Raw genomic sequence first — 25,051 nt, 5'->3', positions numbered from 1 at the left:
GGCTCCTCAGGCTTGCAGCCAGTTGCCGGGCGCGGCCGGCGCTGCCGTGTCGGTCGCTGGCGCTTCGAGCGTGGCGCGCCAGCGCAGGGCGATGTCGATAAAGGCTGCCAGGCTCTCGGCCAGTCCAGGCGCGTTGGCGAGGGCCAGCGGCTGGCGGGTGCTGAGGATCGCGACGTCCGCCTGACGCGCCAGGCCCAGCGTGTAGGGCGAGGTGCCCGCGCCATTGGCGCGGAGCAGTTGGCTGAACAGCTCCGCGCGGCGCTGTTCCGGGATGATTCCCAATGGCGCGAACAGCGTCAGGTCCAGTCCTTGCGCGTCAATCGCCAGATTCACGGGCAGGTTGTTGTCGATGACCAGCGTGCACGTATCGGATTCCGACAGGGGCAGGGCATCCACGCCCAGTACGCCGGCCAGTTCCGTCAGCAGTTCCTTGAACCGTTCGGTGGGATTCATGCGCCTCTCCTGGATGGGGCCGCGCCGCAGGGCGGGCCGCGCCCGACGGGCGTCAGGCGGTGTCAGGAGAATGAGTAACGGGAACGGCCGGAAGGTTCCGGGCTTCGTTCAGCCCGGTATCGGCCGGTCGCTGCTGCCGCGCACCACCAGCGACGGCGCCAGCCGCACGCTGGCCGGGGCGCCGCCGTCGATCTTCTGCAGCAGCAGTTCCAGTCCCAGCCGCCCCATCTGGTGCATCGGCGAATGGACGGTGGTCAGGCCGATGGGCAGGGCGCCCGCCAGCGGCGTGTCGTTGTAGCCCACCACGGCCACGTCGCGGCCGGCCTCCAGGCCCTGCTCGCGCGCCGCGCCCATCACGCCCACCGCGAGGAAGTCGTTGACCGCGAAGATGGCGGTGGGGCGGTCCGGGCCGGCCAGCAGGCGCGCGCCGACCTGGCGGCCGGCGTCGGTGTCGAATGGGCTCTCGATGCGCCAGTCGGCGGGCACCTCGACGCCTTGCCGCGCACAGGCGGCGAAAAAGCCCGCCGAGCGGTCGCGGCCGGTGCTGGCGAACGGTTCGCCCACCATCACCGCGATGCGCCGGTGGCCCATGGCCAGCAGGTGCTCGGCGGCCAGGCGGCCGCCCTCGATGTCGTCGCAGGTCACGGCGCAGTGGTCGTCGGCGTGGCGGCTGACCAGCACGAACGGCACGTCGCGCTGCGCCAGCTCGGCCAGCAGCGGATTGGGCGCCGCGCCGTCGTGGCTGTGGGCGTCGCCCAGGATCAGGCCGTCCACGCGCCGCGCCAGCGCCATGTCGATCAGCTTGCGCTGCTTGTCGGGCTCGTCCTGGGTGTTGGAGACGAAGGTCAGGTAGCCGTGCTCGGCGGCGGCCTCGTCCACGCCTTCGTAGATGGTGGCCAGCACCATGTCGGACAGGCGCGGCACCAGCACCCCGATGGTGCGGCTGCGGCGCGTCTTGAGGCTGGCCGCGTGGGGGTTGGTCCGATATTGCAGTTCGGCGGCCAGCGCCCGGACCCGCTTGACCGTGTCCGGCGCGGCGGCGGCGCGCGCGTCGTCGTCGGAACCGTTGAGGACGCGGGACACGGTCGACACGTTCAGACCGAGCTGCCGCGCCAGGCTTTGCAGCGTGACAGGGCGGGATTTGTTCATGGGGCTGGAGGATACACGCCCGAATACCGTCTTAGGGCCTTTCGCGGCAACCTAGGGTTTACACGGTGTCGATTTTTGTTTTCCGACCCCTTAGCATTGCGCAACCCAAACGTTTGGGTAAATCGACTGGATTGATCGCAATGACTCTTGAATCCCGGAACTCGCGGTTCCGTTACCGAATTTTCACCATGGTCGTGCTGCTGGCACTGATCAACTACATCGACCGCGGCGCCATGTCTTACGCCGCCGCCCACATCACCGGCGAATACGGCCTGGACCGCGGCGACTGGGGCGCCGTGCTGGGCTACTTCGGCTACGGCTACATGGTCGGCGCGCTGTTCGGCGGCATGCTGGCCGACCGCTTCGGCCCGCGCAAGGTCTGGATCGTGGCCGGGGTGACCTGGTCGATCTTCGAGATCGCCACCGCCTGGGCCGGCGACTTCGGCCTGGCCTTCCTGGGCGGCTCGGCGCTGGCGGGCTTCGCCACCATCCGCATCCTGTTCGGCGCGGCCGAGGGCCCGGCGTACTCCATCATCAACAAGACCATCGCCAACTGGGCCACCCCGCGCGAACGCGGCTTCGTGGTCGGCTTCGGCCTGCTCAGCACGCCGCTGGGCGCGCTGTTGACGGCGCCGGTGGCGGTGGGCCTGCTGAGCCTGACCGGCAGCTGGCGCGCCATGTTCTACATCCTGGGCGCGGCCGGCCTGATCGTGCTGGTGCTGTTCATGCGCATCTTCACCGACCGGCCCGACACCAACCCGCGCGTGTCCCCGGCCGAACTGCGCGAGATCCAGGCGGCGCGCGCCGAGCAGGCGGCCGGGCAGGGCGCCGACGCGCCGGCGCTGCCGTGGTGGAGCTTCTTTCGCAGCAAGACGCTGCTGCTGAACACGCTGGGGTATTTCTCGTTCAACTACGTCAACTTCCTGCTGCTGACCTGGACCCCCAAGTACCTGCAGGACACCTTCGGCTACAGCCTGTCGTCGCTCTGGTACATGGGCATGATTCCCTGGACCGGCGCCTGCGTCACCGTGCTGCTGGGCGGCCGCATTTCCGACATGCTGGCCAGGCGCACCGGCAACCTGAAGATCGCCCGCAGCTGGTTCGCCGCCGGCTGCCTGCTGGCCACCACGCTGTGCTTCCTGCTGGTGTCGCAGGCGCAGTCGGTGTTCGCCGTAATCGCGCTGATGACGCTGGCCAACGCGCTCAACGCCATGCCCAACTCGGTCTACTGGGCCGTGGTGATCGACACCGCGCCCGCGAGCCGCGTCGGCACCTTCAGCGGCCTGATGCATTTTTTCGCCAATATCGCCTCGATCCTGGCGCCGACCCTGACCGGTTACCTGGCCGTGCGCCACGGTTACTCGGTGATGTTCGTGGCCGCCTCGGTCGCCACCGCGGTCGGTATGATCGCCATGTTGCAGGTGCGCCCGGGCGTCGGGCCGCGCCTGCCCGCCAGCCGCCAGGGAGCCGCGCAATGAACCCCCAATCGAATTCCGCTCCGGCCCTGGCCGTGGAACCCGGCTTCTTCGCCGGCCGCAGTCTGGCCGATCTGCAGGACGCCATGCGCCAGGGCGCGCTGGACGCCGAGGCGCTGGTGCGCCACGCGGCGGCCGCCATCGAGCGCCTGAACCCGGTCGTCAACGCCTTCGTGCATGTCGACGTCGAGGCCGGCCTGGCCGCGGCCCGCGCGCTGGACGCCGAGCGCGCCCGGGGCCAGGTGCGCGGACCGCTGCACGGCATCCCCGTCGCCATCAAGGACAACGTCGACACCGGCGACATGCCCACCACCATGGGCGCGGCGCACTTCCTCGGCCACCGGCCCGAGGCCGACGCCGAGTGCGTGGCCTTGTTGCGCGCGGCCGGCGCCATCGTCATCGGCAAGACCCTGACGCATGAATTCGCCTACGGTCCCACCGGCGACCGCAGCGTGCAGGGCGCCTCGCGCAACCCCTGGCGCACCAGCCAGATCACGGGCGGCTCCAGCGCCGGCAGCGCGGCCGCGGTCGCGGCCGGCATGGTGCCGGTGGCGCTGGGCACCGACACCGGCGGCTCGGTGCGCGTGCCGTCGGCGTTGTGCGGCCTGGTGGGCTTCAAGCCGACCCACGGCCGGGTCTCGGCGCGCGGCTTGTTCCCGCTGTCGCCCAGCATCGAGGACGCCGGCGTGCTGGCCAATCACGTCGAGGATGCGCAGGTCTTCATGCAGGCCCTGAGCGGCGGCGCGATCGGCCTGGGCGCCGATCCCGGCCCGGCGGCGCCGCGCATGATGTGGGTGCCGAACGCGCCGTTCGCCATCGACGACGCGGCGGTCACCGCGTGCGCGCGGGCCGCGGCCGAGCGCTTCGGCGGCGTGCTGCAGGATGGCGCCGAGGTCACGCGCCACGCCCGCGCGCTGCAGGCCGCCCTGGGCGCGGTGCAGCGTTCGGAGGCCTATGAAGTGCACGCCGAACGGGTCGAGCAGGAGCCCGGCAAATACGATCCCGAAGTGCTGGAGCGCCTGCGCGCGTCGCGCCCGGTGCAAGGCTGGGAGTACGTGCGCGCGCTCAAGACGCGGGCCCATTTGCGCACGGTGTTCGCCGGAATCTTCGAACGGGTGGATGTGCTGGCCTTGCCGGCGGTGGCGATCACCGCGCCCGCGCTGCAGCAGCGCAGCGTGGCCGGCCCCGGCAGCGCCGGGGTGCGCGAGACCCTGCTGGGCCTGACCAATCCGTGGAACCTGCTGGGCCTGCCCGCCATCGCCCTGCCGGCCGGCTGGGTCGACGGGCTGCCGGTGGGGCTGCAACTGGTGGCGGCCGAGGGCGCCGACGAACGCCTGCTGGCGCTGGCGGCGCGCCACTGGCGCCGGCCCTAGACGCCGTTGTCGCCCTGCACCGGGCCGATCGACGTGTCGATATCGACCGCGCGGCGCTTGCCGCGCAGGTCGAACGCGTCCTGCTTGCCGCCCGGGTCGGGATCGCGGATCCAGAGCTGCGCGGCCAGGCCGGCCTTGGCGCTGTAGCCGCCGAACCAGTCCACCACCCGGCCCACGTAGCATTGCGGGCCGACCCGCACCGTCAGGTCGCCGACGGTCTCGTAGCTGTAGTGGCCGGGCCCGTAGCCGTTGTAGGTCTCGCGCTCGTCCAGGCTGGTGCCGGCCGGCACCGGGCACAGCGGCTTGTCGCCAGGGGCGTCGCCCTTGGCCGGGCCGGGCGGCAGGCCGGCCAGCGCATGGGTCAGCGCCGCGTGCAGCGTCTCGTCCAGCGTCCTGACCGCGCCCGTGTCCGGGCGCTTCTGCTGCCGCGGCACCGACAGGTCATAGTGATAGCGCACGGTCAGCGTCGGCGCATCGCCCACGCGGTACAGCGGCCTCAATAGATACAGGCGGTCTTCGCCGTAGTTGCCGACCCGATAGGTGGCGTAGACCCGGCCGCGCAGGCGGATCCAGTCGCCCGACTGGTTGGCGCCGCGGCCGTTGATCGTGTACAGCGAGCCGCCGGCGTCCGGCGCGCCGTTGGCATCGGCGGGAACGAAGCGCGCGCCGTCGCGGCGCAGCGCGCCGACGTCGGAGAACAGGCCGGTGCCCCCGATGTAGGTGTCGACCACCAGGTCGCGCTGGCCATCGCCGTCCAGGTCGAGCAGGGTGTACGAGACGTTGCCGCCTTCGGCGTCGTTGTCGCCGTCCAGGCCGGACGCCAGCACGGCGCGCCATTCGTCCTCGGTCACGCCCGCCGGCCGCTCGGCGGGCAGGCGCGCCAGGTCATCGCCGTCGGCGGCGCGCACATTGGAGAAAGTGGTGGCTTCGGTCTTGACCGAGAGCGCCGCCAACGCGGACTCCAGCGGCATCTCGGGATCCTTCAGGCGGGCCGCGGCCACCGCCTGGCGCAGGTCTTCCAGCGCCAGCCTGTCGGTGGCGTCGGGCGCGTAGCCCTGGGCGCGCCGCAGCTGCCCCTGCAATTCGGCCAGCCGCGTCTCGTAGCGCTGGCGCAGGCAGTCGCCGTCGGCGCCGCACAGGTTGCGCTGCTTGAGCCAGCCGCGCTGGGCCTGGCGCAGGGCGTCGGCCTGCTGCGGCCGGGCCGCGCGCAGCTTGCCGTAGACCGCGCCCAGTTCGGCGTCGAGCTGGTGCAGCGCGCTGTCGGCGCACAGGGTCTTTTCGGTGGGCGTGCGGGCCTGGCCGCAATCCATGCCGGCCGCCGCGGACGCGGCGAAGGGAGTGAACGCGAGAAGCAGGGCGGCGGGCAGCCCGCGCAAACGGACGACGGTCACGGAGAATTCCTGTCAGGGATGGGCCGCGGGCGGCCAAGGGCGCATCGTACCGGGGCGGGGCACAGGGTAAGTACGGATGTTTTCCTTTGCTTACATTACACTGTGCGGTGTAGCGCAGCCGACGACCCTGGGCGAGCGCGTTGCACCTCCGTCCCGACCCGCCGTTTTTTCCTCCGCCGCGATGATTGATGATCTGGTTCAACTGGGCAAGCTGGTCAGCCTGGGCCTGGCGCTGATGCTGCCGTTGGCAAATCCCCTGACCTCCATGACCATGCTGCTGTCCCTGGGGCAGCACATTCCCTACAAAGAGCGCGAACGCCAGATCCGGCAGGCCGCCTGTTATGTCGTGGGCATCATGCTGGTCACGTACTACGCCGGCGCCTGGATCATGGCTACCTTCGGCATCTCGATCCCGGGCCTGCGCATCGCAGGCGGCCTGATCGTCGTCAGCATCGGCTTCAGCATGCTGTTTCCGTCGGCCACCGCCGCGGCCAGCGATGAGCGCGAAGCCGACGTGGCCGCCGACGTGGCCGTCCACCGGCAGGTGCCCAACATCGCCTTCGTGCCGCTGGCGCTGCCGGGCACCGCCGGCCCGGGCACCATCGCCATGATCATCAGCGCCGCCTCGACCGTCGGCAGCGAGACCGCCAGCCAGTACCCGGCGTGGACCATCGCCGTCACGCCGATCATCGTCTTCGCGCTGCTGGGCCTGCTGTTCTGGATCTGCCTGCGCTCGGCCGGCCGCATCGTCGCCCTCATCGGCAACGGCGGGGTCGAGGCCATCTCGCGCATCATGGGCTTCCTGCTGGTGTGCATGGGCGTGCAGTTCGTCATCAACGGCGTGCTGGAAATCGTGAGCCAGCATGGCGCCGGTGTCTGACCCCGCGCGGCCTGGCCGGGCCTGGCGCTGCCTGCGGGTGCTGGGCCGGGGGCGCGCTCAGCCTGCTGATGCTGTGCTCCATGGCATGGGCCTGCCTGGCGTTCTGGTACCAGGGGCCGGCGGCCGTCTGGGGCAAGGCGCTGCTGATGCTGCTGTGGGTCGCCCTGGGGCTGTATGCATTGCTGCGGCTGTGGCATGGCGCCGGCCGCCTGCGGCGCCGGCCCGCGCTGTGGGCCTACCTGCTGGCATTGCTGGCACTGGCGGCGTGGTGGCAGAGCATCGCCCCGTCCAATGACCGGGTCTGGGCCGATGACGTCGCCCGGACGCTGCGCGGCAGCGTCGCCGGCAGCATCGTCACGCTGGACAACGTGCGCGACTTCAAATGGCGCTCGGACACCGACTACACGCCGCGCTGGGAAACCCGCGTCTACGACCTCGCCACGCTGCAATCGGTCGACATGGCCCTGTCGTACTGGGACGGTCCGGCCATCGCCCACACGCTGGTGTCCTTCGGCTTCGCCGACGGCCGCCATGTCGTCTTCTCGGTCGAGATCCGCAAGGAGCGCGGCGAGCAGTTCTCGGAACTGGGCGGCTTTTTCAAGAAGTTCGAACTGAGCGTGGTGGCGGCCGACGAGCGCGACGTGCTCTACGTGCGCGCCGGTCCGCGCGCCGAGAACGTCTATCTCTATCCGGTGAAGATGCCGGCGGACGCGATGCGCCAGCTGTTCCTGTCGTACGTGCGCACGGCCAACGAGCTGGCCGACACGCCGCGCTTCTATCACACGGTCACCGCCAACTGCACCACGCTGGTCTACCGCATGGTGCGGGCCATCGTGCCCGGCCTGCCGCTGGACTACCGCATCCTGTTGTCCGGCTACTTGCCCGAGTACCTGCACGACCAGGGCGGCCTCGATACCAGCCTGCCGCTGCAGACCCTGCGCGAACGCGGCTTCGTCGGCATCCCGCCGATCCTGGGCGAGGATTCCATCGGCTTCTCGCGCACCATCCGCCGCCACCTGCGCGCCGGGAGCGCGCCATGATCTCGCTGCGCGCCGCGTTGCTGATCCTGTTGTTCGGGGCGCTGCTGTTCCTGGCGATGCGCACGCCGGGCGTGCTGGTCTACGACTACCTCGCGCAGCGGCTGCGCGGTCGCGGCCAGCCGCCGCAGGACGTCCACAAGCAGGATCCGTCCGCCGCGCCGCGTCCGAACCAGGCGCGTCAGCCGGGGTAGGCGCGCGCCAGCGCCTGGCCCGCCAGCGACACCAGCGGCGGCAACGCAAAGGCCCACAGGCCGATGCCGACATGCAGCAGGGCCGCCGCGCCGCAACCGATCGCGAACGCCAGCACCGCGCGGCCCATGCGCCGCATGCGGCGGCCAGCGGCCGCGTCGGCCTCGCCGCGGACGGTGTCCGCCAGGTCCAGCATGATCTGCGTGGTGGTGCCCGTCATCAGCGTCGACGGCGGCGCGGCGCCCAGGTGCACCCGGTGCACCGCATTCTGGATCGACATCGCCAGCACCAGCGTCATGCCGGTGGCGAACAGTCCCCAGCTGTCGCCCATCGGAAACGGCCCCAGCGTCACGGCCAGCGCCGCCGCCACGCACAGCAGCAGCGTCTTGACCGTGAGCAGCCGCATGAAGGCCGGCTTGCCGGCGTCGCGCCGCGCCTGGCCATACAGGCGCGCCAGGAACACGCCCAGGCAGAACACCGGCAGCGCCGCCAGCTTGGTCCAGGCGCCCGAGGCGCCATTGCCCAGCGCGTAGCCGATGGTGACGAAGTTGCCGGTCACGTGCGCCGAGAACAGGCCGTGCAGCGCGATGAATCCCAGGGTGTCGACGTAGCCGCCGTTCAGGCTCAGGAGCAGCGGCAGGCGTTCGTCGGCGGGGGCGGCAGGGGGGCTGGCGGAGGGGGCGGCAGGCGTGGACATCGACGTTCCATCAGGGTGACGGCAAAGTGCCTACCGTTGTATCGCAGTTGTGCGATTCGCGCACACTCAGAACCAGTACTTCGCCGCATAGATCACGGTCATGACGGCGCCCGTGACAATGACGAACCCCCGGACTGCCGAAGCGGGCAGGACACGTATCAAGTGGCCGCCCAGATAGCCGCCCGCCAGCGCGCCGGCCAGCATGCAGAGCGTGGCAGGCCAATGGACCGAGCCCTGCGCGATAAAGATGACGATCGCCGCGGCGGTGACAAACGTGGCCAGCAGGTTCTTCAGCGATTTGATGGCGCGCAGGTTTCCGGGATCCGTGATTGAAATCACCGCGGTCAGGATCACGCCCAGCCCGGCGCCAAAAAAACCCCCATACACGGAGGCCAGTGTGATCGGCAGCACGCCGCGCGCGCGACTCTCCTGCGCTTGGCCGCCGCGCCGGCGCGCGCTCCAGGCCTGCACCTGAGGCGCAAAGGCAAACAGCAAGGTGGCGAATGCGATCAGGGCCGGCACGGGCAGGATGAAATAGGCGGGCGGGATGGCAAGCAGGATGAATGCGCCCAGCGCGCCGCCCGCGGTGGCGCCGATCGACAGCAGCCAGAAGCGCCGATCGGGAGCGGGCAGATTCTCGCGATCGGCCAGCGCCGCCAGGATATGGCCGGGCGATATGGCTACCGCGCTGGAGGCATTGGCGATGACGGGCGGCAGGCCCGCCGCCACCATCGCGGGAAAAGTAATCAGTGTGGCGCCGCCCGCCAGCGCATTGATGACGCCGCCTAACGCGCCCGCGCCGGCCAGCAGTGCCGCCATGCTCCACTCCATACCCACACCTTTTTGGTTAAGCGGAATAATGGTCCATATATTGGACCTTTATATTGGGCCTATATATCGGACGAAATTTATTATTGCCTATTTTCTGCGTGGGTATAGAATGCTCGAAAATAAAAGAATAAATAATGGTCCATTATATGGACTTCAAAAAAACTCCGGCGACGCCTTTTAGCCGCCCCGCAAGATCGCTGTCAACTCCCAGGATGGCGCATGCGGCCGGATCTCCCTCGGTTTTGCGTGCCCCATCCTGATCGCTGGTTTCCAACCCCGTCCCGGGGTTGTTGCGTGTTCACCTGTCTGGCCCGTCGGGCCATCACCGCTGAATCAGGAGGGAATATCGATGGATGTGAGCTTCATGGCGTTTTCCCGGTTGGCGTTCGGGCATTGGGAGGGGCAGCCCTTGTATGCCTTGGCCGACCTGGGGATTGCCCAGCGTTTGTCCGAACCCCGCACATGCGCCGAGCTGGCGCTGGAACTCGGTTGCGAATCCGAGCCGCTGGAACGCCTGCTGGACTGCGCGGTCGCGCAAAAACTCCTGACGGGCGACGGCGGGCGCTACGCCAATACCGATCTCAGTGCGCGCTTTCTCACCGAGGACAGTCCCGAATCCCTGTTGTGCTGGCTCCGCGTCATGGCGCGCTGGAAGCAGCCTTGGGCGCAACTGGCCGAGGCGGTGCGGCGCGGCGAGGCGGTGGACAACCAGTCCAAATGGCTGGGCGAAGACCCCCAGTTCATGCGTGACTTCATCCTGGGCATGCATCAGTTCGCGTCCCGTTCGGGAGCTGCATTTGCCGAGGCATTGAAAGCGGCGCCCATTCGCCATCTGGTGGATGTCGGCGGGGGCGCAGGCACGTATTCCATTGCCTTGTGCGCGGCGCGGCCCGAGGTGACCGCACTGGTTCTGGATCTGGCGCCGGTTGTCGAGATCACGCGCGAAACCGTGTGCGCGGCCGGCCTGGCGGACCGCGTGAGCGCCAAGGTGGCCGATTATCGGCAAGACGGTTTCGGCGAGGGCGCCGACGCACTGCTCTTTTCCAACGTGCTGCATCAGGAGAGCGCGCCGGTGTGCCGATCGATGCTGGACCGCGCCAGGCAGGCATTGCGTCCGGGCGGGACATTGCTGGTGCAGGGCTACTTCCTTGCCGAGGACCGGCGCGCGCCGCTGTTCACCACCTTGCACAACCTGTCCGCGCTGGCGCTGTGGGACGGCGGGCGCAGTTGGACGGTGGGCGACATGCAGGCGCAGATCGCGGCGGCCGGGTTTGAGCGCCAAGCCGTGCTGCGCCAGGAAAGCAGCGGGTTCTGCCTGCTGTCGGCCGTCAAGGTCTGACCCGTTATCCACCTATTGAACCGGAGCCTATATGTCCACACAGACCGTCACCGATACCGAAGCCGAAGTGATCGCCTGGCTGAAGGAAAACCGCGATGCGCAGGTCGAAGGCATCAAAGAGAAGAACCTGATCGAAGAGCGCATCCTGGACAGCATGCAGTTCCTGGACTTCATCATGTTCCTGGGCGAACTGGTGGGGCGCGATGTCTCGACCGCCATCACCGTCGACGACCTGCGCACGGTGGATGCCATCGTCAATTTCGTCCAGGTACAGCGCTAGCCCGAGAAGGAAGGCATCATGACATTCGACTACTCAAGAATCGGCCGCCTGATGACGCTATCCAAAGGGCGTTCGCACGATCCCTACGAGCGTTTTGAGTGGCCCGCCCATATTCCGGATGACCAGCCCTGGTGCAGCAATGACTTGCTCACCACCTACGGAACGCCTTTGCAGGAGCAGTTGGACGCCGCGCAGCGGATACGGCTCAGCAAATGGGAGGCGGTCAATTTTTTCAGCCTCAACGTGCACGGCATCAAAGGGGTGCTGAGCTTTGTCAGCCGCTGCATCTATGAAGAGCGCTATGCCGATGTATCCGAATACCTGCATGTCTTCATGGGCGAAGAGAACTTCCATATGTGGTATTTCGCCAAGGCCTGTCTCGATTATGCGGGAAAGATATACCCGTCGATTCAGTTGCAGGGCGATGCGCAGGCGCCCACGCCAGAGTTGGACGACCTGTACATGTTCGCCAGCACGCTGATCTTTGAAGAGTTCGTCGACTACTACAACCATAAGGTCGGCACCACGGACGGCATTACCGAGATCCTCAAGCAGATCAACTACCAGCATCATGTGGACGAGTCTCGCCACGTGTCCTTCGGCCGGGAAATGGTGCCGCGCCTGTACCAGATGGCGCTGGAGCGCGGGGGCGATCCTGACGCGACGCGCGCGGAGGTGGCGCGCACGGTGACGAATATGTTCCGCTACTTCATCAGCCTGATGTACAACCCGGCCGTCTATGACGATGCCAAAGTCTACGAGCCGCTGGGATTTCGCAACGGCAACGCCATGCGCAACGCGCTGCGGTCGCATCCGGCGCGCAAGGCCGTCCACGAGCAATGGTTCAAGCGTAGCGCCGCCTACTTCACCAAACAGGGGCTGGTGACGGGCTTGAATCTGGCCGCGCTATAGGGCGGAGGCACACCATGGCGCAGATTGCCAGCAGTTCCCGGGTGAAAGCGTTTTTCGGCGCGCGCTTGCCCATCCTGCAGGCCGGCATGGGCGGCGTGGCGCAGCCGGAATTGGCGGCCGCCGTGTGCGAGGCGGGCGCGTTCGGAATGATTGGCCTGTATCGCCACACGCTGGACGAGATCGGCCTGTTGCTTGCGCAGACCGCCGCGCTGACCCGGGCGCGCTTTGGCGTGAACCTGGTGCCCTTCGTGCTGGACGCGGACGCGTTGCTGGAGCGGTTGGCCTTCTTGGCGGACTGTCCGGAGCAGCCGATCGTGACCTTCTTCGGTCTGCCCGGCGCCCCCGTGCTGCGGGCCTTGCCGGCCGGGATGGAGTATGGCGTGCAAGCGGGGACCTGGGACGAGCTGCAAGCGGCGTTCGATGCCGGCGCGCGCTTTGGCGTGTTGCAGACGACGGAGGCGGGCGGCCATCACCTGGGTTCGACCGCGCGCGCGCAGGCGCTGGACCAGGCTGCCGGCCATGGTGTCGACAAGCGCATGGTGTTCCTCAGCGGCGGCATCAGCAACCCGGTGGAGTTGCGCCAGGTGATGCAGGCCGGATTTTCCGGCGTCCTGTGCGGCACGGTATTCGCGGCAACCCGGGAGTCCGCCGCGCACGAGCGCTACAAGCAGGCAATCGTGAACGCCACGCCCGGCGATACCGTGGTCACCGACCGCTTCAGCGTGGGGTGGCATACCCATCGCCACCGGGTCATCCGCAATGCCAGCTGCAAGGAATCGCTGCCGGCGAGCGTCATCGGCTCCGCGAATTACTTTGGAAAGCGTTATCCCATTTTGCGTTACAGCGTTGCGGTACCCACCGTCCACACCGAGGGTCTGATCGAGGACATGGCGTTGTATTGCGGAACGTCCTGCAAGGACACGCATTCCATCCGAACCGTGCGCCAGGTGCTGGCTGACTTGACGGCGTAAGGCGGGGTCGTGTCCGCATTCTTCTAAGTGCTTTCAGGGATTTTCAGGAGATTCTGTCGTGATCATCGAAAAGCAATGGCATCAGGTAAAGAACGTGCTGCAGGGCAAACTCGACGACATATTCTCGATTGCGCCCGACGCTACCACGGAGTTCGACAGCTTGCTGGCCCATGAAGAGATCAATGCGCTGGGCTATGTGCGCAATTTCCCGCACCTGACCTGCGTCATGTGCTCGATAGAAGAGGGGGAGCTGCTGGGGTTCGCGCGCGGCCAGCGCAAGCTGGACCAGGATTTCAAGGCGCTGTCCGCCGACGTGGCCTTGTTGCCGGCGACCTGCTACAAGGTCTACCTGGGGCTGCAAGGACAGCATCTGGAAGGCGCGCGGGTGGAATCCTGCATCGCGCGCTGCTTCCGGCACGAGGACAAGGCGCTGGATCGTTACCGTGCCTTCAACTTCACCATGAAGGAATACGTGTACCTGGGCACGGCGGAGGGCGCGCAGGCGCACCTGGAAGCCGGTTATGACCGCCTGTTCTCCCTGTTCGCGCAACTGGGAATCCGCGCGGGTTGTGAAGAAGCCAACGATCCCTTCTTTGATTCAGGCAGCGCCGTGGCGCGCCTGTCGGCGCTGACGCCCACCAAGCGCGAACTGGTGTTCGATGGTCACGCCGTGTCGTCGCTGAACTATCACCGCAACTACTTTGGTGAAAAGTTCGATATCCGCCTGGCCGGCAACTTCGTGCACACCAGTTGTGTCGCGTTCGGCTTGGAGCGCTGGATCTCCATGTTCAAGGATCGTTTCGGCAATGCGGCGCAGGCGCTCGCCGCGCTGGAGCGCGCCTAGATGGGGCATCCGACCGTACAGGCGCAGGCGTTGTTCCAGACAGGCCAGCAGTTCCAGAAAACCTGGGTGGTCGATGCCGCCGCCAGCGCATTGAGCTATGGCGGAGATCTGGATGTGCTGGCCACCCCGGTGATTGTCTATTGGATCGAGTCTTATGCGACGGAGTGCATCCGGCTGGCGGGCGACGGGCGTTGCGGGTCGGTCGGGCATGCGGTCAGTGTGCGGCACGTGGCGCCCGCGCATCCGGGTAGCGCGGTGCGGCTGACGATCACGGTAGAGGCCATGTTCGGCAATTCCCTGCGGTTCAGCGCGCGCGCCGTGACGGGCGAGGCCGACACCCTGATCGCGACCGGCTCGCATGACCGTACCCTCGTCGAACTTTGACGTCACGGTGATGTTGGGCGCTCTGGACCCCGCGCTGTCCGGGCGGGCCAGGCGCACACGGCTGGGCAAGCCGTACCTTCCCGGTCTTGCTGGTTTCGGCGTGAGCGACAGTTCCGGCACGCAGGCGCGGCTATACGCCAATCGCAAGTACGTGGGCATTGACATCGAGCATCTGGACCGGCCCGATCTGGCCGCCCGCCAACACCGTCTGGCGGCCTGGCTGGCGCGGCGGGACCTCGTCGTCGTGGATTTCCTGGCCGGCTGGGTCGCCCGCGAGGCTTGCGCGAAAAGCGTGGGGCTGGGGCTGCTGCATGCGCTGCCGCGCCTGTCCATCACCTGGGCGCGACCGCTCGATCAGGGTGGGGCGCAAGAGATCGGCCTGGTATTTGGCCGCTGGAGATTCGTCGCGCGGTGCGAGCGGGTCGGCAGGGTGCTGCTATGCGTGTGTTACCGGCAGGAGTATGGCAAGCCGCGCATCTCCTTGCTGCGGCCTTGAATCCATGGGCCGATCCGCCGCAAAACCAAACAAAACAGCGCCAAACAAAAACAGCGCCCTAAGGCGCTGTCTTGGACTTACTCCAGATTTCGCTGGAGCTTGAATTGGTGGAGCGGAGGAGGATCGAACTCCCGACCTTCGCATTGCGAACGCGACGCTCTCCCAGCTGAGCTACCGCCCCAAATCAAGCAAGACCGCAAATATACAGGAATTCCCGCGCGCCGCGCAAGCTGGCGCGCAAGATTTTTTGCTCAATCGAACGTCAGCGTGGCCACCACCGGCGCATGGTCGGACGGCTGCTCGTTGCGGCGCGGTTCCTTGTCGATCACGCAGGCGGTGCAGCGCTTGACCAGCGGCGCCGACAGCAGGATGTGGTCGATGCGCAGGCCGGCATTGCGGCGGAATGCGAACTGGCGGTAGTCCCACCACGAAAACGACTTCTCGGGCTGCTCGAACAGGCGGAACGAGTCGGCCAGGCCCAGGTCCACCAGGTGCTGTAGCGCGTGGCGCTCGGGTTCGGACACCAGCACCTGGCCTTCCCACTTCTCGGGGTTGTGCACGTCCTCGTCGGCCGGGGCGACGTTGTAGTCGCCCAGCACCGCCAGGCGCGGGTATTGCTTGATCTCGTCGGCCAGCCAGGCGCGCATGGCCTCGAACCATTCGAGCTTGTAGGCGTACTTGTCGGAGCCGACCGCCTGGCCATTGGGGCAATAGGCGCAGACCACGCGCACGTCGCCATCGGCGCTGGGGAAGGTCAGGGCCAGCACGCGCTGCTGCGGGTCTTCGTAATTGGGGATGTTGCGGACCATCGACGTGCCCGGCACGCGCGACACGATGGCGACGCCGTTGTAGGTCTTCTGGCCGGCCCAGACCGCGTGGTAGCCGGCTTCCTTGAAGGCGGCCTCGGGGAACTTGTCGTCGGTCAGCTTCAGTTCCTGGATGCACAGCACGTCGACGGGATTGGCGGCCAGCCAGTCCAGCACCTGCGGCAGGCGCACGTTGAGGGAGTTGACGTTCCAGGTGGCGAGTTTCATGGGGAGAATGCAGTTTGTTGTTTCAGAGGGTTGGGGGGGATTCTCTAGGAAATCTTGGCTTCCGGCTACTGGCCCGGCGACTACCGAACCTTCTTGAAAATCGACCGAATAGGTTTTTTCTTGCCGGCGATGGCGTGGTTTCGCGTGTCATCGACATGTGCTTATGGTCCTCTCCCGCCGACTCTGCGGGGACGGCTGGGTTCCAGCGCGGCTCGGGTTTTCGATTCGGTCGTGGCTCGTCATGCGGGCCTAGGCCGGATGTTCGGCCTGGACGACCAGGCGTACGCCCAGTGCCTTGCATACCTTGGCGATGGTGTCAAAGCGCGGGCTGGCGCCGGCACGCAGGGCCTTGTACAGGGATTCCCGGCCAATACCGGCGGTCTCGGCAATTTGCGTCATGCCGCGAGCGCGCGCGGCAACTCCCAGCGCCTGGGCAAGCTCATCGAAGTCTCCGTCCTCGATCACCTGCGTCAAGTAGGCGGCGATGTCCTTGTCGTCGCGCAGGTAACGCGCAGGGTCGAAGGTGGGCAGTTCGGAAACCTTGATCGTCTTCTTGCTCATGATGGGTCTTCCTCGTCGTTTCTCAGGGCCCGCGCCAATTCCTTCGCGTGCTTGACGTCACGGCGTTGTGTGGTCTTTGTGCCGCCGCCCAGCATGACGATCAGCACGTCGCTCTGCTCGATGTAATACATGCGCCAGCCAGGGCCAAAGAACTCGCGCATCTCGCTCACGCCCTCTCCGACCGGTTTCACATCGCCCAGCAAACCTCGCGCGGCCTTTTCAAGCCTGCGGATCAGGCGGGCTCGCGTAGCTGGGTCTGTCAGGCTGTCGAACCAAGCGTCGAACGCTGGCAGCGGCTTTATGTGGTACATGATTAGTGTATTCGATCGGATACTTTCTCGGCAAGCGGATCGGCGACGTGATGCCGGTGCGTGACGTATGCAACATGCTCGCGGGTGGTGCCCGGATGCGTCGTGTGCCACTCGAAGGCGCGGCGCATGAGCGGGCCGGGGCGTTGAACCTTCGGGCGATTAGTGTCGTGCCAGCAGTCTAGCAAGGGGGGGGGGCAGGAGGGCTTGGCGAGTCGACCCTTCGTTGTGTCCGAAACTACGGGAAACGTCGAGGGGTAGCGCTTCACGCATGGTTCACTGCTTTCTGCAATCTGTGTGAACCAAAAGTGCGTTCAATCCGAACCGGAAAGCCATCGCGTTCGTATAAATTATTATCAATTTGTATAATTTTCAAAACGCCAATATCCGACCCCAATCGGAAGTTCCGCAGTCCTGAAAGAGAACAAAACAATGGCAGAACAACAGCAGGGCCGGCAGCCTGCAATATCTCAAGCACCGCTAATATTGCGGTTCTGGCGCGCCGTCGAGGCGTGCGTCCCGCAAAAGGCCGAGAAAGCCAACCCCGCCCACCTCACCGAGCCTGTCTACCGATTACGCGCGGACGAGTCCTTGCCCTGGTTCGATCCGAAACACCAGGCCAAACGCATTGCGCCGCGCCTTGCCTGGCGCTACACGCTGCAGGCGGGGCTCTACGATATCGAGCGGTTTGCGGCATCGCTGGAAGTCAAGCTTGGTTCGCACGAGGATGTGTTCGACGAGCGCCGTCCCAGTGGCCAAGCCCGCCTCTTTGACTTGGCTTTCGACGAAGACGGCTATCCTCTGCCGCAGAATTTCGTGTTGTCCCTGGCGTGTTGGGCGGCAGGGCAGATCCTGCATTACCCTGACGGCATCGCGGTGCTGGAAGACGGCGGCAGGATCGTCACGACCGGCTTGCCAGAGGCCAATCCGGAGATACCGAGTCCGAACAGCGGCTATGCGGGCTTTGACATGCTGGTTCGCCGGCTTATCCAGTGGCTCGTCGATGCTACTGCCGCGGCCAGACGGGAAAAGGCGCCGCCCACCCGTGCCTGGGTCGATGCGTTGAGCGGGCGCGTTGCCGCCCTTTGTCTACTGCCCGAGGGGATGATCTCCTCGACCCACGCCGCCAAATGCGTCCAGGTCAAGAGAGCCGAAGCGACGGTCGATCAGGGCGCGTCCGATCCCCAGCCGGGAGATGATCTGCTGAACAGTTTCTTTGTTGGCGATCTCAACGCGCTGAGCCGTGCCTGGGTCAATGGCGATGTCGGGAAAGGGCTGGCCGAGTATATCCAGGCGGTGGCCAGGGTGGATCCCGCGCGCGTGGATCTGCGCGAGGCGCATGGGGTGGCGACTGCTTTCGCGGCGTTGAATCCCGCGGCTTTTCCTGCGGGAAGTTGGCCTTCGGATCATCCGCTTGCATTCAGCCAGCAACTGGCCGTCAATGAACTGTGGCGCCAGCTCGAAGCCAAGCCTGGAATCTTTGCGATCAATGGACCGCCGGGCACGGGCAAGACCACCTTGTTACGCGATGTGGTAGCGGCGGTTGTCACTGCGCGCGCGGCGCACCTGGCGCGGCTGGGAGGGCAGGCCTTTGCCGGGCGGACGAAAAAGAAACTAGGTGAATTCTGGTGCAACTATCGACCGTTGCACGCTGACCTGAGCGGGTTCGCCATCGTTGTGGCCTCGGCCAACAACGGCGCGGTGGAGAACATTTCGCTGGAACTGCCTGGCATCAAGGCCGTACCTGCCGATACGACCGGGCGCAGCGCGCATCCGGATGGTTATTACAAGTGCCTGGCCGGCAACGTCCTGGGCAATGCCGCCTGGGGGCTCCTGGCCGCACGCATGGGATCGAAGGCCAACCGTGGCGCGTTCATGAACAGCTTCTGGTGGAAGAATCCACCTGGCGTCCATTCCAGGAAAAATCAGCCGGATGCACAAGACGATCCCACGCAAGCGGCGCTTCTGGCTCGGTGGGGCGCCAATCCCTTTGCCGAGGGTGGGGAAGGGCTACGCTATCACCTGAGCCGGATCATCGAGGGCGGGCGCAAGCCAGAGATGAGTTGGACACAGGCTGTGGCCCGGTTCGAACAGGCGCGGGAGGCCGAACGTCAATGCCGAAGCGCCTTGGAGGCGGGTGCGAAACTTCCGGAGGCTGTCCTCAAGGCGCGCGCCCAGGCCGAGGAACTAGAACGTGGCGTGCAAGCTATCCAGGGCGAACTCGCGACGCGACAAGCCGCGCTGCCGACGCTACAGGAGCGCGTCGACAATCTGCAAGCGCGGATGGCCGGCGTGCTCAAGCAGTGTGCTGCGGCGCAGGCCGAATTGGCCAGCCACGATCGGGCCAGGCCAGGATTGCTGATCTGGCTTTCGACCTGGGGGCGCTCGCACCGCGAATGGTGGAACAGGCGCAACCAGATCGATGCCCAAGTCAGGCAATCCAGGGCCGATCACGATGGCCTGGCCGCAGAGTGCAACAAGGCCAAGGCCACGCACCAGGAAGCGGCCGGTGGGGACGAGAAGCTGAGGGCTGCCTTGCGGCAAAAGCAGGTCGCTCATCAAGAGGCACTGCACAGGCTTGACGCGGCTGGACATGCATGTCGGCAGGCGATGCAGCGCTTGGGGGCGTACTGGCCGCAATCGAGCGCCGATGATGCCGTCCGGGAACTGTCCTCGCCCTGGTCGACGCCGGCTTGGCGCCGCGCGCGGCAAGATCTGTTTCTGGCCGGATTGGATGTGCATCGTGCTTTCATCGAATCCCATCCTCAGGAGATCATCGACAACCTTGGCTTGGCCTCGAACTGGCTCCAAGGTAAGGGCATGCCCGAAGACATGGCGCGCGTGGCGCTTGGGAGCCTCGCCCTCGTGGTTCCGGTGATCTCCACGACCTTCGCCTCGATTCCTCGCATGTTCCATTCGCTTGGGCGGGAGTCGATCGGCTGGCTTTTGATCGACGAGGCCGGCCAGGCATTGCCTCAACAGGCCGCCGGTGCCATCTGGCGGGCGGCGCGCACTGTCGTGGTGGGCGATCCCAACCAGCTTGAACCCGTACTGGGCATGCCGGCAGCGGTCGAGGGCGCACTGGCTCGGCACTATGACGTACCTCGGGATTGGTGGCCCAGCTTCACATCGGCGCAGCGCCTGTCGGATCAGAGCATGTCGATGGGGACCTGGCTGCCAGGCAAGGAGAACGGGAAAGTCTGGGTCGGCTCGCCGCTGCGTGTACACCGCCGTTGCGATGATCCGATGTTCTCCATCAGCAACGGCATTGCTTATGACGGGCTGATGGTTCAAGGGAAATCGCCGTCCGCCCATTCGTGGCCGCGTTGCCATTGGATCGACGTCCGCGCGCAAACCAGTGCGGGCAATTGGGTGCCTGAGGAAGGGGAGGCTGCGAGGAAGCTGTTGCGGTCTTTACAGGCTGAGCACCAGGTCGCGCCCAAGGACATTTTCCTGATCTCGCCGTTCAAGGATGCGGCGATGCAACTGCGCGCGATGGCCAGGATGCTTGGACTCGATCCTGCCAAGACCGGGACGGTGCACACGACCCAGGGCAAGGAGGCCGAAGTCGTTATCTTGGTGCTGGGCGGCAATCCTCAGCGCCCGGGGGCTAAGGATTGGGCTGCGCAAAGCCCCAACCTGCTCAATGTGGCGGTCAGCCGGGCCAAGGCCCGGCTGTATGTGATCGGCGATCGTGCCGCTTGGAGCCAACGCCCTTATTTCCGCGTCCTGGACCAGCGCCTTGGTGTCGGCCGCGAGACGCCCTCGCATTAACCACATTCGTCGACGCGCCGCGCCCGTCACCCCTTCACCAACCCCCCATCCACGATCAGATTCTGCCCCGTCACCGCGCGCGACCACGGGCTGGCGAAGAACAGCACCGCGTCGGCGAACTGTTCCGGCGTGGTCACTTCGCGCAGCGGCGTGCTGGCGGCGATCAGGTCGAACACCGCCGCCGGCGTGGCGGCCGAAGCGTCGGTGGTGCGCAGCAGGCCGCCGGACACCATGTTGACGCTGATGCCGTCGGCGCCCAGTTCGTGCGACAGCGTGCGCGTGAAGGCCAGCAGGGCGGCCTTGGCGGCGGTGTAGTCGTGGTACGGCACCACCGGGTTCTGGACCAAATTGGTGCCGACGTTGATGGTGCGGCCGCCGCCGGCCGCGCGCATCGACGGCAGCACGGCCTGGGTGGTGTTGAGGGCGGCGCGCACGCTGCCTTCGAGCTGCGCGTTCATGCGTGCCCAGTCGAGCGTGTCGGCGTGGGGGCGGGCGTCGCCGTCGAACTGGAAGGCGGGCAGGGCGTTGTTGACAACGGTGCCGACCGGCCGGCCAAAATGCTCGCTGGCGCGCGCCACCATGGCGGCGACCGCGTCGGCGTCGCGCACGTCCGCCTGCACGGCCAGCGCGCGGTCCGGCGCGGTTGCCGCCAGCTCGCGGGCCGCAGCTTCGCTGTTCAGGTAGTTGATGACGACCCGCGCGCCCTCGCGCAGGAAGGCGCGGGCGATGGCGGCGCCCAGGCCGCGGCTGGCGCCGGTGACGATGACGAGTTGCTGGTTCAAGGGAGGCAAGGGGCGTGCTGGCATGGCGTTATCACTTGTTCTGAGGTTGCGGCGCGAGATTGCGTGCGACGCCCGCGATGTCGTCGCCATGGCTGTCGCGCCATCGGTCGCGCTCGGCGCGGACCCGGGCCAGGTGGCTGTCGAGGTTGGCGGTCGTCAGCGTCACGCCGAAGGTGTCGTCGCCGGCCGAGCGCTGGGCGATACGCTCCAGTATCCGGTCGCCGATTTCCTTCTTGAAGTGGAAATCGTCCCAGTAATTGTGCATCACCGACGCCTTGTCATCCACGGCCGGCACGGCTTCGGTCGTGATGGCGTTGTAGCCGCTGAAATCGACGACGGTAATCTTGCCACCCGGCGAAGCGTCGGCCGCGTTCACGATCCGCCGCTTCCAGTCCTCGAAGACGTCCCATAGCCCCAATTGCTGCATGCTTTCCAGCAGCCGTGCATGGGAGGGCGAGATGACCACGGTCAGGTCCGCGCCGTCCTGGCGGGCCATTTCCATGATCCTGGCCAGTTCGGCGATGCTGTCGTAGCCGTCGACGCGCGTGAAACTGAAAGCGCGCGTGGGGGGAGGGAGAAAGGAGCCGTCGCGGATGAACGTCTCGGCATAAGCGAAGGCGCCGCCGTAGCCGAATTTCCGGATATGACTGCTGCGATAGTTCCATTCCAGTTGGCCGCTGGGCAGGAATGCGTTGGGTTGGTCCTGCCCCCGCAGCGTCGCCAAGCTGGCCCGGGTCGTATCCAGGGAAAACAGCGTCGCCAGGTTCAGTTTGCTGATCTGTCGATTGGGCGTGCCGTCGGCATTGACGTTCAGCACCTGTTCGTCGAAATCGGGCCGGTTGGGCAGATTGGCGTTGAACATGAACAGGTCGACGACCAGCACGACGCGCCGGATCCGGCCCGTGGAGCGGGCGTGCTGATAGTAGCGGCGCACTTCGTAGATGTTTGCGCCGCTCAGGCCCAGGTTGTAGGCGCTGCCGGCCGGGCGCAGCGCGGCCGGATCAAGGCCTGTTTCAGCCGTCGAACTGCCCAGGATCAAGGCATCAGGATTGGCCCATGAGACCGATTTGGCTTTCGCCATGCGCAGGTGCTTGGTGACTTCCGGCTTGACCGCATTGAATCCAGGACGCGAGACCACGTTGTAGATACTGTACGGATCGACGACCAGATTGAATGCGCCGACGGCTGCCAGCGCGGTCAGCACGAGCGACGATTGGACGATCAGGTAGCGGCGCGCTTTCATGTCAGAACTGGTAATAGATGAATTCGGACACGCGGCCCATCAGCAGCAGGGCGGCAATGCCCAGCACGGCGATGCCGAGGGCGTAGGCCGCTGTCGGCCTCCAGGTCCACCAGCGGGCGGCCGCGGCTGGTGGCGTTCCCTCGGTTTCAACCGGGGTATAAAAGCGGCCAAAGAACTGCTGGGTATTGGGCAGCAGGAAGGCGATCGTCGCCAGGATGGCCAGTCGGATTGCGACGTCAGCGGGCGCCGCCTGGGCGATGTCCGCCGGCGTCGCGCTGAAACTGAACATCGCCCGTAGCAGATGGGTCGCCGCGAGCAGGTTGTCGGCGCGGAAAAACACCCAGGCGCAGACCACGGCCACGAACGTCAGCGGCCAGGCCAGCAGCCCCGGCAGGCGCAGGCCGGCGCGTTGCCAGGCATGGTTGATCAGCAGGTAGATGCCATGCAGGCCGCCCCAGATGATGAAGGTCCAGCCCGCGCCGTGCCAGAGGCCGCCCAACAGCATCGTGAGCATCAGATTGACCGACCGCCGCCAGGGGCCCTTGCGATTGCCGCCCAGCGGGATATAGAGGTAGTCGCGCAGGAATCGCGACAGCGTCATATGCCAGCGGCGCCAGAATTCAATGATATTGAGCGCGCGGTAGGGGGAATTGAAATTGATCGGGAAGCGCACGCCGAAGAGATAGGCCAGGCCGATGGCCATGTCCGAATAGCCGGAAAAATCGAAATACAGCTGGAAGGTGTAGGCCAGGCTGCCGAGCCACGCGGCCGCAGCGGTCAGCGGTTTGCCCTCACGGGCCGCGTCGAACACCGGCCCGACATAGGGGGCGATGCCGTCGGCCAGCACGACCTTCTTGAACAGGCCGATGAGCAGGAAGCCGAGCGCCACGGCCAGGACTTCCGTATTGATGCTGTGTCGGCCCAGACGCGTGAACTGCGACATCATGGCCCGGTGATGCAGAATGGGTCCGGCGATCAGGTGTGGAAAGAACGTCACGAACAGTCCATAGGCTTCAGGCCTGCGTTCGTGCGTCTTGCGTTGGTAGGTATCCACCAGGTAGGCGATCTGGGTGAACGTGAAGAACGAGATCCCCGGGGGCAGTTCGATATTCAGGCGGGCGCCCGTGGCAAGGCCCAGCAGCGGCGCCAGGTTGTCGATCAGGAAATTGCTGTACTTGAAGTAGCCGAGCAGCAGCAGGTTGCAGCAGACCGCGAGGGCGAGCAGTGCTTTGCGGTGCCGGTCGGCGCGCTCGATAGCCGCGCCCGATCCGTAGTTGAACAGGGCGGAGGCCAGCAGCAGGGGAATCGCCTCGGCGCTCCAGCTGCCGTAGAACACCAACGACGCGGCAAACAGCCAGATGACGGCCAGCCGCGTGGCGTTGCGCGCCAGCAGGAACCAGCCGACCAGGCAGGTCACGGGCAGGAAGGCGAACAGGAATTCGTAGGTGTTGAACAGCATCTATAGGGGAATCCTTCGCTTCTCGACGCGCAGGCCGGCCCGGCTTCCGCGGTGCGAGCGCGGCAGCTTGCGGCATAAACGGTGATCGCGCACGGGGACGGGGCTGCCGAATTATATAGGTCGGTGTATCCGTGCGTTATTGCGTCGAGTTATTGCGAAGCAGGGCCTGTCTGGTTCAGCCGTTCAATGTTCCGAGCCGCTGTTGAGCATGCGGCTGCGGGCTTTTTCGATATGGGCGCGCATGATGTTGCGGGCGCCCTCGGCGTCCTGTTCGCGGATCAGGCGGTAGATCTGGCGGTGTTCGTCGATGGCGGCGCGGGTGCGCTTCCAGGGTTCGCTGTGGACCAGGTGGCGCATCATGTTGACGGCATGGCTGACGTCGTACTCCAGCGACTTGAGCACCTGCACGAAGCGCTGGTTGCCGGTGGCCGCCGCGATGGCGCGGTGAAAGCCATAGTCATGATGGTGGGCGATGGCGCCGGCGGCGTCGGCGGCTTCGTAGCCGGCCAGCATGCGGTCCATTTCCAGCAGGTCGTCGTCGGTGCGGCGCAGGGCGGCCAGGTAGGCGCATTCCGGCTCGATCACCATGCGCAGTTCCAGCCCCTCCAGGATATGGCCGACCCGGCGCGCGGGATCGACCGCCGGCATGCCGCCCATCAGGTCGGGCTTGGCGCGCACGTAGCTGCCGGAGCCGCGCACGGATTCGACCAGCTGGTCTTCGCGCAGCCGGTCCAGCGCCTGCCGCACCACCGGGCGCGACACCTCGAACAGCGCCGCCAGCTCCAGTTCGGTGGGCAGCTTGGCGCCCGGCCCGATCTTGCCGGTGGCGATGGCGTAGAACAGGCTTTCGTAGACGCGTTCGGCGAAGCGCTCGGCGCGCACGTAGCCCAGGCCGGACGCCACTTCGGCCAGCACGTCCAGCTCGGGCCGCGGCCGGGTGGCCGCGCTCAGCAGCTTGTCCAGTTGCGGATCGCGCACGTTGCTCATGGCGGGGCTCCAACGGCGCGGACGCCGGGTTTGTTATCGGTCATGACAAATCGAACAAGACGCCCTGGCGCGCACGGCGATGCAAGGGCTTGAAAGCCTAGGGATAACCCCAGTCCGGCCAAAAATATCCTGAAGCTTGGGACGAAAGCTGTCAATTCAATTGACAAGTTGTTGAGGGCTCCCTTACCTTGGATCCATC

The 25,051-nt window shown here is 66.3% G+C and carries 25 protein-coding genes and 1 tRNA gene; 13 read left to right on the top strand and 13 right to left on the bottom strand.

Features of this window, described 5'->3' with window-relative positions; genetic code table 11:
• Nucleotides 1-6: 6 nt before the first annotated feature.
• Both AOZ49_RS13350 and AOZ49_RS13345 read right to left on the bottom strand, forming a co-directional pair.
• Nucleotides 7-453, bottom strand: a complete 447-nt coding sequence (locus tag AOZ49_RS13350; RefSeq protein WP_054475800.1) for a type III secretion system chaperone — start codon at nucleotides 451-453, stop codon at nucleotides 7-9.
• A gap of 108 nt (nucleotides 454-561) precedes the next feature.
• Complete coding sequence (locus AOZ49_RS13345) at nucleotides 562-1,602, bottom strand: LacI family DNA-binding transcriptional regulator (protein WP_054432098.1); 1,041 nt, start codon at nucleotides 1,600-1,602, stop codon at nucleotides 562-564.
• A 140-nt stretch (nucleotides 1,603-1,742) separates the two neighbouring features.
• Between AOZ49_RS13345 and AOZ49_RS13340 the strand changes: the two genes are divergently transcribed.
• Together AOZ49_RS13340 and AOZ49_RS13335 are read left to right on the top strand one after the other, a co-directional pair.
• On the top strand, nucleotides 1,743-3,080 hold the full coding sequence (locus AOZ49_RS13340) for an MFS transporter (protein ID WP_054432096.1): 1,338 nt from the start codon (nucleotides 1,743-1,745) through the stop codon (nucleotides 3,078-3,080).
• Nucleotides 3,077-4,450: an amidase gene (locus AOZ49_RS13335; protein ID WP_054475799.1), complete on the top strand. Its 1,374-nt coding sequence runs from the start codon at nucleotides 3,077-3,079 to the stop codon at nucleotides 4,448-4,450. Before AOZ49_RS13340 ends, AOZ49_RS13335 begins: the two co-directional genes overlap by 4 nt.
• Here AOZ49_RS13335 and AOZ49_RS13330 read toward each other — a convergent pair.
• A complete protein-coding gene (locus AOZ49_RS13330) occupies nucleotides 4,447-5,841 on the bottom strand; it encodes a lysozyme inhibitor LprI family protein (RefSeq protein ID WP_231690336.1) in 1,395 nt (464 codons plus the stop codon). The genes AOZ49_RS13335 and AOZ49_RS13330 overlap by 4 nt on opposite strands.
• Nucleotides 5,842-6,022: 181 nt before the next feature.
• On the opposite strand from AOZ49_RS13330, the gene AOZ49_RS13325 reads away from it, so the two are divergent.
• The 3 genes from AOZ49_RS13325 (at nucleotide 6,023) to AOZ49_RS13315 (ending at nucleotide 7,952) form a co-directional block, all read left to right on the top strand.
• The gene (locus tag AOZ49_RS13325; protein ID WP_082380436.1) at nucleotides 6,023-6,721 is read left to right on the top strand and encodes a MarC family NAAT transporter; all 699 of its coding nucleotides are present in this window, start codon (nucleotides 6,023-6,025) and stop codon (nucleotides 6,719-6,721) included.
• Between the two features lie 80 nt (nucleotides 6,722-6,801).
• Nucleotides 6,802-7,761, top strand: a complete 960-nt coding sequence (locus AOZ49_RS13320; RefSeq protein WP_231690335.1) for an Lnb N-terminal periplasmic domain-containing protein — start codon at nucleotides 6,802-6,804, stop codon at nucleotides 7,759-7,761.
• Nucleotides 7,758-7,952 carry a hypothetical protein gene (locus tag AOZ49_RS13315; RefSeq protein ID WP_054432088.1) on the top strand — a complete coding sequence of 65 codons (195 nt, stop codon included), beginning with the start codon at nucleotides 7,758-7,760 and terminating at the stop codon, nucleotides 7,950-7,952. The genes AOZ49_RS13320 and AOZ49_RS13315 overlap by 4 nt, the downstream gene beginning before the upstream one ends.
• On the opposite strand, the gene AOZ49_RS13310 is transcribed toward AOZ49_RS13315, so the two are convergent.
• Entirely contained in the window at nucleotides 7,940-8,647 is a 708-nt protein-coding gene (locus tag AOZ49_RS13310) for a YoaK family protein (RefSeq protein ID WP_054432086.1), read from the bottom strand. The genes AOZ49_RS13315 and AOZ49_RS13310 overlap by 13 nt on opposite strands.
• 66 nt (nucleotides 8,648-8,713) lie before the next feature.
• On the bottom strand, nucleotides 8,714-9,466 hold the full coding sequence (locus tag AOZ49_RS13305) for a sulfite exporter TauE/SafE family protein (RefSeq protein WP_231690334.1): 753 nt from the start codon (nucleotides 9,464-9,466) through the stop codon (nucleotides 8,714-8,716).
• A 361-nt stretch (nucleotides 9,467-9,827) separates the two neighbouring features.
• On the opposite strand from AOZ49_RS13305, the gene AOZ49_RS13300 reads away from it, so the two are divergent.
• The 7 genes from AOZ49_RS13300 to AOZ49_RS13270 are packed head-to-tail and all read left to right on the top strand — an operon-like array spanning nucleotide 9,828 to nucleotide 14,704.
• Complete coding sequence (locus AOZ49_RS13300) at nucleotides 9,828-10,817, top strand: methyltransferase (protein WP_054475792.1); 990 nt, start codon at nucleotides 9,828-9,830, stop codon at nucleotides 10,815-10,817.
• Between the two features lie 31 nt (nucleotides 10,818-10,848).
• Nucleotides 10,849-11,097, top strand: coding sequence for an acyl carrier protein (locus AOZ49_RS13295; protein WP_054432079.1), 249 nt, complete (start codon nucleotides 10,849-10,851; stop codon nucleotides 11,095-11,097).
• 18 nt (nucleotides 11,098-11,115) lie between these two features.
• Nucleotides 11,116-12,009: a diiron oxygenase gene (locus AOZ49_RS13290; protein ID WP_082380435.1), complete on the top strand. Its 894-nt coding sequence runs from the start codon at nucleotides 11,116-11,118 to the stop codon at nucleotides 12,007-12,009.
• A gap of 14 nt (nucleotides 12,010-12,023) precedes the next feature.
• On the top strand, nucleotides 12,024-12,980 hold the full coding sequence (locus AOZ49_RS13285) for an NAD(P)H-dependent flavin oxidoreductase (protein WP_054475786.1): 957 nt from the start codon (nucleotides 12,024-12,026) through the stop codon (nucleotides 12,978-12,980).
• 58 nt (nucleotides 12,981-13,038) lie between these two features.
• Nucleotides 13,039-13,824: a class-II aminoacyl-tRNA synthetase family protein gene (locus AOZ49_RS13280; RefSeq protein WP_054432073.1), complete on the top strand. Its 786-nt coding sequence runs from the start codon at nucleotides 13,039-13,041 to the stop codon at nucleotides 13,822-13,824.
• The gene (locus tag AOZ49_RS13275; protein ID WP_054475785.1) at nucleotides 13,825-14,208 is read left to right on the top strand and encodes a thioesterase family protein; all 384 of its coding nucleotides are present in this window, start codon (nucleotides 13,825-13,827) and stop codon (nucleotides 14,206-14,208) included.
• Nucleotides 14,183-14,704, top strand: coding sequence for a 4'-phosphopantetheinyl transferase family protein (locus AOZ49_RS13270; RefSeq protein WP_156333488.1), 522 nt, complete (start codon nucleotides 14,183-14,185; stop codon nucleotides 14,702-14,704). Before AOZ49_RS13275 ends, AOZ49_RS13270 begins: the two co-directional genes overlap by 26 nt.
• A 105-nt stretch (nucleotides 14,705-14,809) precedes the next feature.
• Here the strand turns inward: AOZ49_RS13270 and AOZ49_RS13265 are convergent.
• From AOZ49_RS13265 to AOZ49_RS13250, 4 genes are all read right to left on the bottom strand, one after another.
• Nucleotides 14,810-14,885: transfer RNA gene (locus AOZ49_RS13265), tRNA-Ala, on the bottom strand.
• A gap of 70 nt (nucleotides 14,886-14,955) precedes the next feature.
• Complete coding sequence (gene xth / locus AOZ49_RS13260; RefSeq protein ID WP_054432068.1) at nucleotides 14,956-15,738, bottom strand: exodeoxyribonuclease III; 783 nt, start codon at nucleotides 15,736-15,738, stop codon at nucleotides 14,956-14,958.
• A gap of 249 nt (nucleotides 15,739-15,987) precedes the next feature.
• Nucleotides 15,988-16,299, bottom strand: coding sequence for an addiction module antidote protein (locus AOZ49_RS13255; protein ID WP_054432067.1), 312 nt, complete (start codon nucleotides 16,297-16,299; stop codon nucleotides 15,988-15,990).
• Complete coding sequence (locus AOZ49_RS13250) at nucleotides 16,296-16,610, bottom strand: type II toxin-antitoxin system RelE/ParE family toxin (RefSeq protein WP_054475781.1); 315 nt, start codon at nucleotides 16,608-16,610, stop codon at nucleotides 16,296-16,298. The genes AOZ49_RS13255 and AOZ49_RS13250 overlap by 4 nt, the downstream gene beginning before the upstream one ends.
• A 429-nt stretch (nucleotides 16,611-17,039) precedes the next feature.
• On the opposite strand from AOZ49_RS13250, the gene AOZ49_RS13245 reads away from it, so the two are divergent.
• Complete coding sequence (locus tag AOZ49_RS13245; RefSeq protein WP_082380434.1) at nucleotides 17,040-20,381, top strand: DEAD/DEAH box helicase; 3,342 nt, start codon at nucleotides 17,040-17,042, stop codon at nucleotides 20,379-20,381.
• A 26-nt stretch (nucleotides 20,382-20,407) separates the two neighbouring features.
• Here the strand turns inward: AOZ49_RS13245 and AOZ49_RS13240 are convergent, their stop codons facing one another.
• The 4 genes from AOZ49_RS13240 to AOZ49_RS13225 form a co-directional block, all read right to left on the bottom strand.
• Nucleotides 20,408-21,187, bottom strand: a complete 780-nt coding sequence (locus AOZ49_RS13240; RefSeq protein WP_054475776.1) for a 3-oxoacyl-ACP reductase — start codon at nucleotides 21,185-21,187, stop codon at nucleotides 20,408-20,410.
• 7 nt (nucleotides 21,188-21,194) lie between these two features.
• Entirely contained in the window at nucleotides 21,195-22,406 is a 1,212-nt protein-coding gene (locus tag AOZ49_RS13235; protein ID WP_054475774.1) for a hypothetical protein, read from the bottom strand.
• Between the two features lies 1 nt (nucleotide 22,407).
• Nucleotides 22,408-23,865 (bottom strand): MBOAT family O-acyltransferase, encoded by a 1,458-nt coding sequence (locus AOZ49_RS13230; RefSeq protein WP_054475772.1) that lies wholly within the window; start codon nucleotides 23,863-23,865, stop codon nucleotides 22,408-22,410.
• A gap of 183 nt (nucleotides 23,866-24,048) precedes the next feature.
• The gene (locus tag AOZ49_RS13225) at nucleotides 24,049-24,852 is read right to left on the bottom strand and encodes a FadR/GntR family transcriptional regulator (protein WP_054432059.1); all 804 of its coding nucleotides are present in this window, start codon (nucleotides 24,850-24,852) and stop codon (nucleotides 24,049-24,051) included.
• Nucleotides 24,853-25,051 lie beyond the last annotated feature (199 nt).

It is taken from the genome of Achromobacter sp. 2789STDY5608615, from assembly GCF_001298995.1.
GTDB classification, from domain to species: Bacteria; Pseudomonadota; Gammaproteobacteria; order Burkholderiales; family Burkholderiaceae_B; genus Achromobacter; species Achromobacter insuavis.
Note: the sequence above shows the minus strand (reverse complement) of the source record. Positions and strands in the feature narration are given on the sequence as shown.

Bases quoted from the DNA above. Each gene is read 5' to 3' on its own strand.
- AOZ49_RS13350 (WP_054475800.1), bottom strand. From the start codon at position 453: ATGAATCCCACCGAACGGTTCAAGGAACTGCTGACGGAACTGGCCGGC.
- AOZ49_RS13345 (WP_054432098.1), bottom strand. From the start codon at position 1,602: ATGAACAAATCCCGCCCTGTCACGCTGCAAAGCCTGGCGCGGCAGCTC.
- AOZ49_RS13340 (WP_054432096.1), top strand. From the start codon at position 1,743: ATGACTCTTGAATCCCGGAACTCGCGGTTCCGTTACCGAATTTTCACC.
- AOZ49_RS13335 (WP_054475799.1), top strand. From the start codon at position 3,077: ATGAACCCCCAATCGAATTCCGCTCCGGCCCTGGCCGTGGAACCCGGC.
- AOZ49_RS13325 (WP_082380436.1), top strand. From the start codon at position 6,023: ATGATTGATGATCTGGTTCAACTGGGCAAGCTGGTCAGCCTGGGCCTG.
- AOZ49_RS13320 (WP_231690335.1), top strand. From the start codon at position 6,802: ATGGCATGGGCCTGCCTGGCGTTCTGGTACCAGGGGCCGGCGGCCGTC.
- AOZ49_RS13315 (WP_054432088.1), top strand. From the start codon at position 7,758: ATGATCTCGCTGCGCGCCGCGTTGCTGATCCTGTTGTTCGGGGCGCTG.
- AOZ49_RS13310 (WP_054432086.1), bottom strand. From the start codon at position 8,647: ATGTCCACGCCTGCCGCCCCCTCCGCCAGCCCCCCTGCCGCCCCCGCC.
- AOZ49_RS13305 (WP_231690334.1), bottom strand. From the start codon at position 9,466: ATGGCGGCACTGCTGGCCGGCGCGGGCGCGTTAGGCGGCGTCATCAAT.
- AOZ49_RS13300 (WP_054475792.1), top strand. From the start codon at position 9,828: ATGGATGTGAGCTTCATGGCGTTTTCCCGGTTGGCGTTCGGGCATTGG.
- AOZ49_RS13295 (WP_054432079.1), top strand. From the start codon at position 10,849: ATGTCCACACAGACCGTCACCGATACCGAAGCCGAAGTGATCGCCTGG.
- AOZ49_RS13290 (WP_082380435.1), top strand. From the start codon at position 11,116: ATGACATTCGACTACTCAAGAATCGGCCGCCTGATGACGCTATCCAAA.
- AOZ49_RS13285 (WP_054475786.1), top strand. From the start codon at position 12,024: ATGGCGCAGATTGCCAGCAGTTCCCGGGTGAAAGCGTTTTTCGGCGCG.
- AOZ49_RS13275 (WP_054475785.1), top strand. From the start codon at position 13,825: ATGGGGCATCCGACCGTACAGGCGCAGGCGTTGTTCCAGACAGGCCAG.
- AOZ49_RS13270 (WP_156333488.1), top strand. From the start codon at position 14,183: ATGACCGTACCCTCGTCGAACTTTGACGTCACGGTGATGTTGGGCGCT.
- xth (WP_054432068.1), bottom strand. From the start codon at position 15,738: ATGAAACTCGCCACCTGGAACGTCAACTCCCTCAACGTGCGCCTGCCG.
- AOZ49_RS13255 (WP_054432067.1), bottom strand. From the start codon at position 16,299: ATGAGCAAGAAGACGATCAAGGTTTCCGAACTGCCCACCTTCGACCCT.
- AOZ49_RS13250 (WP_054475781.1), bottom strand. From the start codon at position 16,610: ATGTACCACATAAAGCCGCTGCCAGCGTTCGACGCTTGGTTCGACAGC.
- AOZ49_RS13245 (WP_082380434.1), top strand. From the start codon at position 17,040: ATGGCAGAACAACAGCAGGGCCGGCAGCCTGCAATATCTCAAGCACCG.
- AOZ49_RS13240 (WP_054475776.1), bottom strand. From the start codon at position 21,187: ATGCCAGCACGCCCCTTGCCTCCCTTGAACCAGCAACTCGTCATCGTC.
- AOZ49_RS13235 (WP_054475774.1), bottom strand. From the start codon at position 22,406: ATGAAAGCGCGCCGCTACCTGATCGTCCAATCGTCGCTCGTGCTGACC.
- AOZ49_RS13230 (WP_054475772.1), bottom strand. From the start codon at position 23,865: ATGCTGTTCAACACCTACGAATTCCTGTTCGCCTTCCTGCCCGTGACC.
- AOZ49_RS13225 (WP_054432059.1), bottom strand. From the start codon at position 24,852: ATGAGCAACGTGCGCGATCCGCAACTGGACAAGCTGCTGAGCGCGGCC.